This window comes from Anoxybacillus thermarum, assembly GCF_000836725.1.
Classification (GTDB): Bacteria; Bacillota; Bacilli; order Bacillales; family Anoxybacillaceae; genus Anoxybacillus; species Anoxybacillus thermarum.
In genome coordinates this window covers 30,084-44,441 of record NZ_JXTH01000003.1, presented here as the reverse complement: position 1 = coordinate 44,441, position 14,358 = coordinate 30,084, and the positions used below count along the sequence as shown (strand labels likewise).

At 39.9% G+C, this 14,358-nt stretch carries 15 protein-coding genes; 4 read left to right on the top strand and 11 right to left on the bottom strand.

The window, feature by feature from the left end:
• Window positions 1-4: 4 nt before the first annotated feature.
• From comGB to LH47_RS01245, 3 genes are all read right to left on the bottom strand, one after another.
• A complete protein-coding gene (gene comGB, locus LH47_RS01255; protein ID WP_235341013.1) occupies window positions 5-997 on the bottom strand; it encodes a competence type IV pilus assembly protein ComGB in 993 nt (330 codons plus the stop codon).
• Between the two features lie 22 nt (window positions 998-1,019).
• Window positions 1,020-2,090 (bottom strand): competence type IV pilus ATPase ComGA, encoded by a 1,071-nt coding sequence (comGA, locus tag LH47_RS01250; RefSeq protein WP_084221225.1) that lies wholly within the window; start codon window positions 2,088-2,090, stop codon window positions 1,020-1,022.
• A 111-nt stretch (window positions 2,091-2,201) separates the two neighbouring features.
• Window positions 2,202-2,573, bottom strand: coding sequence for a Spx/MgsR family RNA polymerase-binding regulatory protein (locus LH47_RS01245; protein ID WP_043964024.1), 372 nt, complete (start codon window positions 2,571-2,573; stop codon window positions 2,202-2,204).
• Between the two features lie 189 nt (window positions 2,574-2,762).
• On the opposite strand from LH47_RS01245, the gene LH47_RS01240 reads away from it, so the two are divergent.
• The gene (locus LH47_RS01240; RefSeq protein ID WP_043964022.1) at window positions 2,763-3,461 is read left to right on the top strand and encodes a helix-turn-helix transcriptional regulator; all 699 of its coding nucleotides are present in this window, start codon (window positions 2,763-2,765) and stop codon (window positions 3,459-3,461) included.
• A 69-nt stretch (window positions 3,462-3,530) separates the two neighbouring features.
• Entirely contained in the window at window positions 3,531-3,773 is a 243-nt protein-coding gene (locus LH47_RS01235) for a DUF2626 domain-containing protein (RefSeq protein WP_003394032.1), read from the top strand.
• Window positions 3,774-3,801: 28 nt separating this feature from the next.
• On the opposite strand, the gene LH47_RS01230 is transcribed toward LH47_RS01235, so the two are convergent.
• Both LH47_RS01230 and LH47_RS01225 read right to left on the bottom strand, forming a co-directional pair.
• Window positions 3,802-4,872 (bottom strand): class I SAM-dependent methyltransferase, encoded by a 1,071-nt coding sequence (locus LH47_RS01230; RefSeq protein ID WP_043964019.1) that lies wholly within the window; start codon window positions 4,870-4,872, stop codon window positions 3,802-3,804.
• 148 nt (window positions 4,873-5,020) lie between these two features.
• Complete coding sequence (locus tag LH47_RS01225; protein ID WP_043964017.1) at window positions 5,021-5,653, bottom strand: MBL fold metallo-hydrolase; 633 nt, start codon at window positions 5,651-5,653, stop codon at window positions 5,021-5,023.
• Window positions 5,654-5,784: 131 nt separating this feature from the next.
• Here LH47_RS01225 and LH47_RS01220 point away from each other — a divergent pair, with 131 nt between their 5' ends.
• On the top strand, window positions 5,785-5,970 hold the full coding sequence (locus LH47_RS01220; protein WP_043964015.1) for a DUF2759 domain-containing protein: 186 nt from the start codon (window positions 5,785-5,787) through the stop codon (window positions 5,968-5,970).
• Between the two features lie 26 nt (window positions 5,971-5,996).
• Here the strand turns inward: LH47_RS01220 and LH47_RS01215 are convergent, their stop codons facing one another.
• From LH47_RS01215 to LH47_RS01195, 5 genes are all read right to left on the bottom strand, one after another.
• Window positions 5,997-6,866: a M14 family metallopeptidase gene (locus LH47_RS01215; protein WP_043964013.1), complete on the bottom strand. Its 870-nt coding sequence runs from the start codon at window positions 6,864-6,866 to the stop codon at window positions 5,997-5,999.
• Window positions 6,867-6,961: 95 nt separating this feature from the next.
• Window positions 6,962-8,824 carry an LTA synthase family protein gene (locus LH47_RS01210; RefSeq protein ID WP_043964011.1) on the bottom strand — a complete coding sequence of 621 codons (1,863 nt, stop codon included), beginning with the start codon at window positions 8,822-8,824 and terminating at the stop codon, window positions 6,962-6,964.
• A gap of 265 nt (window positions 8,825-9,089) precedes the next feature.
• The gene (locus LH47_RS01205) at window positions 9,090-10,055 is read right to left on the bottom strand and encodes an ROK family glucokinase (protein ID WP_043964010.1); all 966 of its coding nucleotides are present in this window, start codon (window positions 10,053-10,055) and stop codon (window positions 9,090-9,092) included.
• Window positions 10,040-10,273 carry a YqgQ family protein gene (locus tag LH47_RS01200; protein WP_009373964.1) on the bottom strand — a complete coding sequence of 78 codons (234 nt, stop codon included), beginning with the start codon at window positions 10,271-10,273 and terminating at the stop codon, window positions 10,040-10,042. The genes LH47_RS01205 and LH47_RS01200 overlap by 16 nt, the downstream gene beginning before the upstream one ends.
• A gap of 109 nt (window positions 10,274-10,382) precedes the next feature.
• Window positions 10,383-11,828 carry a spore germination protein gene (locus tag LH47_RS01195; RefSeq protein WP_043964009.1) on the bottom strand — a complete coding sequence of 482 codons (1,446 nt, stop codon included), beginning with the start codon at window positions 11,826-11,828 and terminating at the stop codon, window positions 10,383-10,385.
• Window positions 11,829-11,949: 121 nt separating this feature from the next.
• On the opposite strand from LH47_RS01195, the gene LH47_RS01190 reads away from it, so the two are divergent.
• The gene (locus tag LH47_RS01190) at window positions 11,950-12,810 is read left to right on the top strand and encodes a hypothetical protein (protein WP_043964008.1); all 861 of its coding nucleotides are present in this window, start codon (window positions 11,950-11,952) and stop codon (window positions 12,808-12,810) included.
• Here the strand turns inward: LH47_RS01190 and LH47_RS01185 are convergent.
• Window positions 12,781-14,334: a rhomboid family intramembrane serine protease gene (locus LH47_RS01185; protein ID WP_052585000.1), complete on the bottom strand. Its 1,554-nt coding sequence runs from the start codon at window positions 14,332-14,334 to the stop codon at window positions 12,781-12,783. The two genes, LH47_RS01190 and LH47_RS01185, sit on opposite strands and share 30 nt — an antisense overlap.
• Window positions 14,335-14,358 lie beyond the last annotated feature (24 nt).

Sequence of the window (14,358 nt, the reverse complement as noted above, 5' to 3'; positions counted from 1 at the left end):
CCCTCTATATATGATTTAACAGTTGGAAAATAGGCCATAGCATAGCAACGTACATCAAAACGACAAAAATGCCAATACAGCTAAGCAAAAGTGGTTGAGTAATATATACGATTTTTTTTAGACGATTTTCTAATTTTTGCAATGAAAACTGGCTATAATGAAATAATTCTTGCACTAATTCCCCATTTGACTGACCGTGACGAATGACAAATGACAGTTCCTTTTCGTAATACTTCCGCTGCTGAATCATTTCATCTAGCTTTTCACCTGCGCATAGTTGCTGTTTCATGATTTTCGCTTCTTCCTTCAGTAATGGGAGGTGGGATTGATGCTCAAAAATTTGTAGCGCCTCATAAATAGACAGCCCTCCTTTTAACAAGTGGCTTAATTGTAAAGAAAATACTTGCGTATGAAATGACACAATCCATGAACGGACAAGCGGGAGCTTCATAAACAAATCTACTTGCTTATGAATGGGCCATGAGCGAATGAAAAACAAATAAAACAAGCCTAGGAAAACGAACATCATGAGCACAGCAGAAAGTATACGCGGAAACCATACTGTAGCAGTAAACATGAAAGTAGAAAAAGATGAACGAGCATGAAACGAAGAAAGAAGATGAGAAAACTGGGGAGCCAATACTTGCTGAAACATGAAAAACATCATGATACAAAAACTAAAAAGAAATAACGGATAACGCAACATACGCTTCACTTGCTCGATGTATTTTGCCCTCATTTGTCCAATTTCCCCTGCTTCTATCAATCCGTGAGCAAGTTGTCCATGTTGCTCGGCAAAAAATACATATGCTAAAAGATGAGAATGAAATTGTATGCGAGAAAAAACTTCATGAATCGGCACACCTGATCGCAATGCGTGTACACAATCGTCAAGATCGCGTTGCTTTGTAGGAGGTTGTTGAATTTGCAAAAACTCAATCGCTTGAGCAAGCGAATACCCTTTACTAAGTAATTTACCAAGTTGAAGGAAAAACATACTTTGCTCCTGTAACGACCAATTACAACGTCGCTTCATCTAACAACCAACTTTCAATGGTGCTTTCATGTAAAAAACCGAGTGCAATTCCTTTTTTAATGACATCTTTTAATCGAGTGTACATATATGTCGCTTGCTCTCCTTTCGCTGCTCGCATCGCTCGTGCCAGTTCATTTCCATATAGCAGTTCATAAACAGCTGCTCGTCGAACAGGTCGATACTGTCGACAAAAAGGTGAGCATTCGCCTTCACAAAACGGACATTTCAATTGTACAAGACGTTGCGCTGTTACAGCGACTAATGTTTGTGCCATTTCTTGAAATGGCACACCAAACTCAAGAAGGCGATAAATAGCCCCAACCGCATCTTTCGTATGCATAGTTGTTAACACAAGATGTCCTGTGAGTGCCGCACGCACAGCAATTCTTGCCGTTTCAGCATCACGAATTTCCCCAACCATAATGACATCTGGGTCATGGCGGAGAATCGCTCTTAACCCTGCTGCATACGTAATACCAGCTTTTTCGTTTACTTGCACTTGCAATACATCTTCCGCTCGCCTTTCAACCGGATCTTCTAGCGTGATAACATTTCGCTGAAAATGGTGACGACATACGTTTAACAAACTGTATAGCGTTGTCGTTTTTCCGGATCCAGTTGGTCCTGTAAAAATAATAAGCCCATGAGAATAGTTTAATAAGGCGAGCAACTTTTTTGCCATTGAAGGGAAGAGCGCGAGTTGTTTAAGCGGAAGAAATGAATGTAACGGAAGCAAGCGGATAACTAAGCTTTCGTCATAGATAGTAGGCAACGTTGATAACCGAAGATGTACAGTCGTGTGGGCAAGGTTCATTTCCATCGCTCCGCTTTGCGGACGACGACGTTCTCCAATATCCATATCAGCGAGAAATTTAAAGTGTGCAAGCAAACGTTCACACGTCTGTTTCGATAACACATTTTTCGTGACGAGCATCCCCCCTAAGCGAAATTGCACGAGCGCATCTTGTTTGCGCGGAACGATGTGAATGTCGGAAGCTTGAAGAATATAAGCTTCTTCAATTAGGCGATCAGCTAACTGCTCAATTGCCTGCAACGCCATCCCCCTTTCTCTATTTTTTCGCCTTCACTATTCAACATGTTTCGTCAAATTCCTTCTTCATTCGTAAAAAATTCAAAAAAATATTCACCCATGTGCGGGTGAACGTCATGAAACACATACGCGACGATATTTTTTTGCTATGTTTTTTAACGCTGAAGGGTTATAGCCAACAACGAGCCGTTTGCCATCTGTGATGATTGGACGACGAAGGAGACGAGGTTCTTTCACAAGCAGCTCAATGACTTTCGATAACGGCCACTCTTCAACATTTTCAACAAGTTGCTTAAATGATTGGCTACGCGTTGCCAAAATTTCATCGATTCCTTCCGTCGTTAATGACAATAAGTGCAACAATTCTTCATGGGTCGGTGTTTCACGAAACAAATGACGCTCACGAAATTCAATATTGTTGGCGCATAACCACTTTTTTGTCTTTCGACACGATGTACAACTCGGGTGCATATATACAGTCAGCATGACAACACACTCCTCTCTCCACTCATGTTATACATATTGTATAATGTTTGTTTAATATTTGTACAGTAATTTGTTTTAAAACTTTGTGAACGTTGCAAAAAGATAAGGAAAAAGACCTATATATGCATTTCCATTGTGGAAATACATGTATTATAATGTAAATGAATGAACATATAGGAGTGAGACATAATGGACCAAGTATTGAAAATCACGAGCGTCCTTGCCGATCCAACTCGTTACGAAATTTATCAGTATATTGCTAGAAAACACCAAGAAGTAACTGTCCAAGAAATTGCCGATGCTTTTCATATTCATCCGAACGTCGCTCGTCTTCATTTAACAAAACTTGAAGATGTCAATATGCTTGTATCCGAAACGAAAAAAACAGGAAAAGGCGGCAGACCGAGCAGACTATACCGTCTATCTGATGATGTCATTCAGCTTCACTTTCCGTTTCGCGACTACCAGCTGTTATCAAAAATTGCGATCCACGCGATGATGAAACTAGGAGAAGCAGGGAAACAAGCATTGTATGAAACAGGAAAGTTATTCGGTCAAGAACTTGTACAACAACACGTTCAATCGATGCAAACGCTTGACCAGTTAAGTGTGGAAGAAAAAATGAACATTTTACAAAAAGCGGCCGAAGCAGCAGGATTTTATCCGACATTCCATTATAGCGAAAATCAAGGGAAAATTTATTTTGAAATTTTCAACTGCCCGTTTAAAGAACTTGCATTTGCACATCCGGATTCCGTCTGCTATATGCATAATGCCTTTTTAAAAGGGATGTTAGAAGTATTGTTTACAAACGCCGAACTAGTCACAGAAGAAATTATGCCATCAGGCTGTAATTCATGTACGTATCAAGCCATTCTAAAAAAATAGAACGTTTACACAACCATTTCAAGTACATTATAATAAGTAAGGGAAACGGTCAGAAAAGGAGGGATACATATGGATCGTATGTTCCGTGTCTTGTCATTTTGGACAGGAATTTTTGCTGTCATGTTTTATCTTGGCCATATGCATACAACATCATTATTGTTCCTCGGCCAAACAGGATTCTTTCTTTTGTTAAGCTACTTAAAATTAACAGAAAGAATGTACATTTACATTTTCGGTGCGTATTTAACGGTCTTTTTTGCCGGATTTACGTACTGGACAACATTTATGATGGTCCCTGGCGTGGGCGAATAAAAAGCGATGAGTGCACCTCATCGCTTTTTTATGTAAAAATTGGAACATTCATCTTCTTTTGTTGAACCATCACTTGAAATGCTCTTCCAATATCGCCCATAACGAGTGAGCGAATGGCGCGATTGTGTCGACTTTGCTCAGAAAACGGATTCGGGTCATGATGTTCAATGAGTTCATTCAAAATACCTGCCTGCAATAAAAACTCATCTTGACGCCATAAATAAGTAAATGACCAGCCCGCTTGTTCCCCATAAAAACGTAACGCATCCCATTGAATATGCGTCGTGAGATCCATTTCTCCCGGATAGCGAAGCGGATCATCAATAAGCTGATGACGATAATAACCACGCAAACTGCCTTGTTTTCGTGCTGGATGTTTCCACTCTTCATCTGTATACCCATAATCAACTGTAAAAATGATCGCCTCATCAATCGCTTGATTAAGCTGAAAAATAAACTTTTTCATCGCTAACGGGATTTCAAATCGTTGCCCGTCAACGAGCTGAATGTTCCGCTCAACGATATATTCAACAATTTCTTCGTTTTCAAGCGGAGCGCACTGTTCAACAAGCTGATCGTCTTCTACTGCAACAAAACATTCATAAAGTTGGCCGTTCCGTTTTTCAATGACATGAACAGGAAAAGCGTCAAATAATTCATTGCTAAATACGATGCCACAAAAAGGAGGAGAAAGCTCAGCAAAACTCGAAACAATATGTACGTGATCAATCAATGAAGCGAGTGTTTCTGCTTGTTTTTCTCGATGATACGGACTTGTTTCAACGATCGTATATTTGCCTTTTTCAAACGTGTCTGGCGATTGGCGCTTCCACTGTTCTAAAACGGCATAAGCAAATCGACCTGTCCCTCCACCGATTTCACATATAAATGGCGGAACATCATATGTTTCTATTAAACGAATAAATACACTCGCAAATACATGCCCAATGATATGTCCGACGTTGCTCGTTGTAATAAAATCTCCTGCACGTCCGATTTTTTCTTTTTGTTGCATATAATATCCGTACTGTTTATCGTACAATGCTAACTTCATGTAATCCGCGTATGACAAACGTTGATTTCTCATTTTTTCTAACATTTTTTTATCTGCACCCTTTTTTCACTATTGACATAGTGTTAAATTTGTTATATTGTTAAGTTAGTAGCTTAACTATATCCCCTCCCATTATAGGAATAAAAACATCCCCCAAACCCCCTTCTCTGTATAGAGAAGGGATTTTTTTTGCCTAAAAACCGTTCAAAAACGGATTCGTATCCATCTCTGCCCCGATCGTTGTTTCTGGACCATGACCACATAACACAACCGTTTCTTCAGGAAGAACAAGAAGCTGGCGATGTATGCTTTGCAACAGCTGTTCGTAATTTCCTCCTGGTAAATCGGTGCGACCGATGCTTCCTGAAAATAATACGTCTCCTGACACGATCGCTTGAGCATCTTCTACGTAGTACGATACACTACCTGGGGAATGTCCCGGTGTTTCAAGCACTTGAAGCGAGAAATCACCAATCGTCAATGTTTGCTCTTCTTCAAGCAACACGTCAGCTTCGTTTACAATGATCGTTTCTCCCATAAATAATAAAGAGCCATTTTTCATCGGATCCGTAAGCCAGTGTTGTTCTTTTTTATGTACATATACAGGAATGGTCCATCGGTTTCTTACATCGTCCACAGCTCCAATATGGTCAAAATGAGCATGTGTAAGCAGCACAGCTAACGGTGTCCAACGGTTTGCCGCAATATGTTGAATTAATTTTTCTCCTTCGCTACCTGGATCAAAAATTAAACATGTCCCATTTTCATGAACAAGCACATACGCGTTTGTTTGCAATGGACCTAAAGGAATACGTTCCCACTTCATCTCATTTTCCTCACTTTCTGTATATTCTATTCACATTGTACACGAACAACATACGTTTTGCACCTCGACAAACGTAACAAAAACGATTACAATGAAAAAGGAATAATCGGTGTACATAAGGAGGGGAAGTTATGCCAACAGGAATTATTTTAGTCGTGATTTTTACGTTAGTCACATTGCTCGCTGCTTACGGTGTCATTCGTTCGTTTCGCGAGAAAAATTTCCTTGGCGTATTGCTAGGGATCGGAACAGTTGCCGTATTCGGTTGGTTTACAATTATGACTGTTATTCATCACGGATATCCAGTTGCCCATTAAAAAGACGCCAACGTATCGGCGTCTTTTTACGTACGAGCAAGAGCGGTCATAAAAATACCGATGCTTTCATTGTAAATAGAATGAAACTGAGAAAACGGAAGCGGATTGACCCCTTCGCCAAGCTCAATTGTATACCCACATCGCTTCCAATTGAAAATAAACCAATCGCGATATCCTGCATGGCTGTCAATATACCGAACAGGTACATAACCACTCCACTTCGCAAATTCATTCACTTCTTCTTCCGCTTCGGGTGGCTCACATTGTTCATATCCCCAATAAATTTCTTTTCCTTGCGTATGAAAAGCTAATACTTTTAAAAAATCACGCTCCATTGTCAACGTTGCCATCGCTTGCACTTCCGGTTCTGTTAACGGAGAAAAACCAGGAAAATCGCGGGGAGCAGGGGCTTTCGGAACTTTTCTTTCTTTCTCTATCTCCCACTTTGCAGGAAATTGATTGTTTAAATCTACCCCCCGAATGTTTGCTTTCCATTGTGAAAAATCTTCGCTTCCTTCGTTGATGCGCAACACTTCTTCTTCATAATGTTGAGCCGCTTTCTTTCCATGTAGCACAAGATCGACCCCATCTGGATTGACCATCGGCACAATCGATAACGTCGTTTTTTTATACAATGATTGTACATCATATCCACAAAGATGTTGTTTATTCTTTAATGCTTGCACATAGTCACGTACAAACGCCATCACAACTGCTGATGTGATCCATTCATTCGCATGAAACGACGCGTTCATATGCACATATGTTTCTCCTTCGCCAATTTGCAATTCAATGATCGGTTTGTGTAGCACACTTCGTCCAATTTCATGTATACGAACAATCGAATGATGTTGCAGTTGTTCGATATCACGCATCAATGTCGAAAAATCGTACATCGCTCTCTCCCCCTTGTTGTATTGTATGAACGATACATTTGTCCGTATGTATAGCTAGCTAAAAGAAAAAAGCTAGCCCTATCTTAAGAGCTAGCTTATTGTTTATTTTCTTGTTGTTTATTGTAGAAGCGCAACAAGTCGCCATATACAATTTTGTCAGAGTAATCAAGCTCTTGCCGCGCCTTCTCCATATACGGCTCGCAATAGGATGCATCGACTTCTGTTCCTGTTTTTTTATCGTAACATGCGTTTTTCGTATATACATAATCTTTTGTCACAAAACTACCGTCACGAAGAACGACGAAATCAAGTTTATCTTTTGAGAATAAATCTTCACCAAAATGAATTTGATTGCGTGTATCAATGCCTAGCAAATGAAGCAATGTCGGCTTCACGTCAATTTGTCCAGACACTTTTGAAATCACTTTCGGTTTTTTATCTGTCACACCTGGAATATGGATGATGAACGGAACACGTTGCAACTGAACATGATCAAATGGCGTAATTTCATCCTTGCCTAAATATTGAGCCATCGCTTTATTATGGTTTTCCGAAATACCGTAATGGTCTCCGTAAAGAATAATGATGGAATTTTCATACAATCCTTCTTTTTTCAGCTTCTCAATAAATACTTTTAACGCCTCATCCATATACCGAACCGTTGGGAAATAACGGTTTAACGTTCGGCTATTTGATGTGTACTCTGGAACCATTTTATCTTCTTCCCCTAATTCAAACGGGAAGTGGTTCGTTAATGTAATAAACTTTGTATAAAATGGTTGTGGCAACGTTTTTAAATGCTCCACAGATTGTTCAAAAAACGGAATATCTTTCAAACCCCAACCAACTGAATTTTCTTCCGTAATTTGATAGTCCGTCATCGAGAAGAAACGATCATACTTCATTGATTGATACATCACATCACGATTCCAGAAACTTTTATTATTCGCATGAAATACAGCTGAATAGTAACCGTAGTTTTTCAATATTTCTGGCGTTGCGTTATACTCATTTGTCGCGTGTGTGAAAAAGACCGCACCACGACCAAGTGGGTATAACGAGTTCTCAATGAGAAATTCCGCATCAGATGTTTTTCCTTGTCCTGTTTGATGATAGAAATTATCAAAGTAATAACTTTGTTTAATAAAGTCATTTAAAAACGGCGTAATTTCTTGTCCATTTACAGTGTTGTTAATGACAAAACTTTGTAACGACTCCATCGAAACGATGATGACGTTGCGATTTTTCGCAATACCAAACAATTGTTTATTCGGCGCCTTTTCGTTCGCATTAATATAGTTTTGAATATCTGCTAATTCACTACTATCCGCTAATGCACGCTGCGCTTTTGAACGCGACTGCAAAATAATATCATACACATGGTAGTTGTATATACCTAAGTTTTTAATTAACATTTCGCGGTCAAACGTGCGCGTTAATAACTCTGGACGCTCTGTTTCCGCTAACCCTAAATTAAATAAAGCTAGGGCTATTGTTGCAATAAAATATGTGCGGCGAAATCGTTTTGTCGCTGGCACATACTGTGCAATCGATACTTTTTTATACGCCATCCAAGCAAGCAACACAACGTCGAGGAAAAAGAACATGTCAGAAACGTTCATTAATTCGAATACGCTATTTCCTAAGTCGCCCATGTTGTTCGTTTGGAACAACACAGGAATGGTAATGAAGTCACTGAAGAAGCGATAAAACATGACGTTCGCATACAAAACGAATGAAACGATAAAGCTTGTGATCACAATATAGCGATTCCGTCGCTTTTCGCTCATAAATAAAGCAAGCCCAAAAATAAATAACAGGAAGCTTAATGGACTAATAAATAAAATGAACTCCTGCTTCCATGACTCAATTTTTATATCAAAACTATTTTTATAAACTAAATACGTCTTCAACCATAAAAGCAATACCGTTAAAAGAACGAAACGGTAATTTTTCATATGCTCTCCCTCCTTTAACCCACTCACATCCGATGCTTATTCTATGCTGCATGAGGAACATCCGTTTTTTTACATTTTTTTATCTTAACCAAAGACAATATTAATACTTTCTTAACAAAAAAGCAACTGTTTCTTAAACGATAGACGATATAATAGAAAAGTCGCGCATCCACATATGACTGTTTTACACCTTTTCTTATGAAAATGCAAGACGTTTTTTACCGACAAATTTTCGACAAAAAAACAGACGATTTCTCGTCTGTTTTTACACTATATTTGTTTTTACTAGCCATGCCCCACCGATCACGCCTGCATCGTTTCCAAGTGTAGCAATGACGATGTCGGCAGCCTCAGCGACACGCGGAAACGCAAAACGTTTAAAATGGCGAGCAACCGTTTGCGCCAACAAATCTCCCGCTTTGGAAACACCGCCTCCAATGACAATTTTCTCTGGATTTAAACCGTTTGCTAAGTTAGCGAGTGCTAAGCCGAGATGAAATGTCACTTCATCAACGATTCGTAGCGCCAATGCATCGTTTTCTTTCGCCGCATCAAACACATCTTTTGCAGTAATGGCTCCTGTTTCGTTCCATACATCACGCAAACGGCTTCGTTCGTCCGTCTGTTGTAGCCGCTCTGTCGCAATGCGGACGATGCCTGTGGCTGAAGCGATCGTCTCTAAACATCCTGTTTTGCCGCAATTACAAGGTGCTCCTCCTTCAGGAATGGAAGTGATATGACCGATTTCCCCGGCAGCACCGTTTGTGCCGTGCACGATTTGACCGTTTACAATCACACCGCCACCGACGCCTGTGCCAAGCGTAACGAGAATTAAATTTTTCGCGCCCTCGCCCGCTCCTTTCCACATTTCTCCGATTGCTGCAATATTAGCGTCGTTATCAACAATGACAGGAAGTTCTGTTTCCATTTCTAACCGGTTTTTAAGAGGGAAGTTTTTCCAACCTAAATTTACCGCTTCATAAATGTCTCCTGTCGCCATGTTGACTGGTCCAGGCGCACCGATGCCAATACCGACAAGACGTTCTTTTGATTCATCTAATTCGCGCAACTTTTCATCAATCGCTTTTGCAATATGTGTTGTAATATGTTTCCCTTGTTCCGATTTATCTGTAGGAATTTCCCACTTACAAATGATTTCCCCATACATATTGACGAACGCTAATTTTACCGTCGTTCCACCTAAATCTACACCGACTAACCATTGTTCCATTGTTCTTTCATCCCTTTTTCTCTTTTTTCTCGTTCAATTTGCGCTTCATGGCGCAAAATGAGAAGCGCCATTTGGTAATCTTTCACGTCGATGAGCTGCGCTTGAAACAATTCTTTTACTTCTTCTTCCATTAATTCTAAATCAGCAAGGCGATCACCGACGTAAATGATCGTTCCATATTTTTTTAACAACTGTTGCACATCGTATACGGATTTCATTTTCTTCACCTATGCATATAAGCATTTTCAATCTACATATTCTAAATGTATAAGGAAAACAAAAGGTCGTCAAGAACCGAACAATGACTTTGTGATATTTTTCACACTTTTACCGATCTGGATCTTTTGGATGTAAGACCGTTGGACGACGATTTTTTAACGGAATCGGAGAGCGAATAAGCACATCGCGCATTCCACGATACGAAAATGGAATAAACGGCCATAAATACGGGACACCAAACGATTGCATGCGCGCAAGCATCATTAACCATACAGTAATTCCAACTACATAGCCAATGACGCCGAACAACGCTGTCACAACGAGCAATGCAAGCCGAACGAGCCTGTTGGCTAACCCAAGCTCATAACTCGGTGTCGCAAACGTCCCGATCGTTGCCATCGCAAAATATAAAATGACTTCGTTAGAAAATAAGCCAACTTCCACCGCAATTCCACCAATCATTAACGCAGCAACGAGCCCAAGCGCTGTAGCTAAGGCAGATGGAGTGTGAATAGCTGCCATCCGCAACATATCTAGCCCAAATTCGATGAGCAATATTTGCCCAAACAACGGAATGTTCCCTTCACTTGATTTTGCAACGAACGATAAAGCGTGTGGAACGAGTTCTGGCGTTTTCATCCACATATACCAAAGCGGCAATAAAAAAATAGATAACCATACCGCAAGAAAACGAACGAAGCGCAAATACGCGCCAACAATCGGCTTATTTCTGTATTCTTCTGCATGTTGTAAATGATGCCAAAACGTGGCTGGTGTAATTAATACGCTCGGAGACCCATCAACAAAAATAAGCACGTGTCCTTCATATAAATGAGCGGCGGCTGTATCTGGCCTTTCTGTATATCGAACGACAGGATACGGATTAAAGTGTCGGCCTGAAATAAATTCCTCCACCGTTTTTTCTCCCATCGGCAAACCGTCTGTATCAATTTTCGCTAATGACTGTTTTACTTCTTCCACAATCGTCGAATTAGCAATATCTTCAATATAACAAACACATACGTCTGTTTTTGAACGGCGGCCAATTTGCATATATTCCATCCGTAATGAACGGTCGCGTACTCGCCGTCTCGTTAATGCCGTGTTAAATACAATTGTTTCCACGTATCCATCACGTGCCCCCCGAACGACACGTTCCATATCTGGTTCTTGCGGTCCGCGTACTGGATATGTGCGTGCATCAATTAAAATCGCCTTTGCCATTCCATCTACAAACAAAGCTGTCGGCCCTGCAAGCACGCCATCAATGACCTTTTCAAAATCATCTGTTTGATCTAATTCAACATATGGAAGATGTGTTCTTAATAATTTATGTAACGGTTGTTCATCTAACGAGCCATCCGGTAATTCGGACAACAATTTCATTAAGTAATGGAGAATATCGTCTTTGACAAATCCATCAATCATAAATAATGCCATATCTTTTCCGGCATAATGCACGTCTAAATAAATAACATCAAAACTTTTCCCGACTCCAAGCTTTTCTTTCATATATGAAACGTTTTCTGAAAGACGCGAAGATACTCGATTCATTCCGATCACCCACCTTACATTTACTACCATCCATCTTTGACATATCGACATACATTCATACATATTTCCTTTTATGCACACATACATTTTTTATAAATGTAAGCTTGACCGGAGGAATGAGATGAAACGTCTATTCTCACTATTTATATTGCTGTTTGTATTTGTGGTTATCATCCAAACGTTTGAGCGACCGGCTCGTGAGACGATTATGTTTTTTCCGATCGACCCGACTGTTCGCTTTACAGAGGCTCAAACAAAATTATCGTTGCATCCGAAAAAGAAAGAAACGCGCTATATGATCGATTGGATCGTCACTTCATCGCTTGATCGAACCGCCTACTTACGACAAGATATTTCTTTGTTATTTGCTAATGGGCGGCTTATTGCTGTCCAATCAAAGTGGAAAGAAAACGGAAAAAACCTCATTCAACAAAAACAAATCGAACAAAAAGGAAGTCGATTATTTCAAGCTATTTCATACCATCAAGGAGAGTTGCATAACGGTGATGATATTCGAAGCAGTCAAAAAATGAGCGGAGATGTATTGTATGTGATAGATTCATCCTTTGCACCGCTTCAATCGTTTCGCAAACCGAAGACAAACGAACAAAAAACATGGGCAAGCGCGTTAAATAAACAAACACAAGCGATTGTCAACAAAGCTGCTAACCAAATGGCGAGCATTTTGTCAAAAGATGATTATTACCATTTGTACTTAACTGAGCTTGTTCAATATAATGAACAGCCATTTATAGATTTAACAACAAATGAAACAGAAACGATGATCGGAAACTTATGGGAAGGATTATATAAAAATTATTTTTTAGGCATAAAAAAAAGGAACGGTTCGATCGAATCACCAATCGGCAGTACCGTTCCGCTTATTTTAATTAAAAAAGATTACAGCAAGCTGTTTGTCGTGACAGAAGCAGCAGATGGAGAACTTGTCATACTAAAGCAATTGCTCGATTTCAAACAATAATTGTTTATATTGTTCATCGTCTGGATAAATCCGCAATGCACGTTCTACTGCTTGTTTTGCTTTTTCATAATTTTTTTCTTCTGCATACAATAACGCTAAATAATAAAACGCTTCATGAAAACGGTCGTTTTTTTCGACGGCAGCATATAAATACTGTTTCGCTGCATCGTAATCTTTTTGTTGAATACGAATATATGCACGTAAAAAGTCTGCTTTATATGCTTGCGTATCTTGTTCATTGATGAGTGTTAACATTTGTTCTGCTTCACCGTATTCCCGTTCATCAATATACTGTTTTGACAACGAAAGAATGAGTTGCGCTTGATCCGCTAGCGGTCGTTGAAAGCCAATATATAAACAAATCGCCGTAACGACCGCTGTGAACAAAGCAGCCAACCATTGTCCAAGACGGGCACGCTCTTTTGGAAGATGGACGATGCTTGCAGCTAAAAATCCACCGATTAAGCCGCCAATATGGCCGGCATTATCAATAGTTGGAACAACGAGACCAAACGCTAAATTAATCCCGATGACCGTCAACACATTCATGCCGATTGTTCGAAAAAACAAATGTGGATGTGCCTTTCCGAAATACAGCAAAGCTCCAAAACATCCGAAAATCGCCCCAGACGCTCCCGCAGATACGGACGGTGAAAATAAAAAGCTAGCAAGTGAACCTGAAAAACCAGCAAAAAGATAAATGAATAAAAAACGAAGCGAACCGTACAGTTTTTCAACGAGCGGACCTAAATAGTACAATGCAAACGTATTCATAAACAAGTGTACAAAACCGATATGCAAGACGATTGGTGTAAAAAAGCGCCACCATTCCCCTTGCAAAATGAGCGGGTTAAATTTTGCGCCGTATTCAATCAATGTTCGCGTATTTGTACTTCCACCGTTCCATTCTAAAATAAAAAACATTACGATTTGTAAAGCAATAAATACATATGTCCATCTCGCTTTTCCGCGCTCAAATATGCTCCGTTCATTTTCATACATTCGTTCAGCAAACGATAACACGTGTTGTTTAAACGTTTGTAATTCGTGTTGTAACATCGGAGAATCGTCAGGTACATATACTTTCAATGATTGATGAAACAACATGTTTAGTTCATGTAGTACGGCATACATATTGTTTATATGCATCACAAATGTTTTCATATGTACTCGTTCAGTCGTTAACGGGCGATGAACGTACAGTTCCCAATCGTCAACAGGAGGATCCATCATGACATATATGTTAACGACTTGAAGTTGACGGCGAAATTGCCGCCTCCGCCATTCATCAACGGCAGTCATGGCGCGTTGCATATCATTTTTTAACGATACGCTCCAATCCATGTCCGTGCGAACGAGACGAACGATTGGTGCTTTTCTTTCACGCGTAGACTGCAACCAAACTTCTCGTTCATCAGGCGATAAATACACGATTTCATAGTTCGCTTGCAAAAATTGAAACATGATTTGCCAATATACAAAGTCAAAGCGAATGCTCAACCTTCCCTCTCCCTTCGCTATCATACCCTTCTTTTACCACACTCTTTT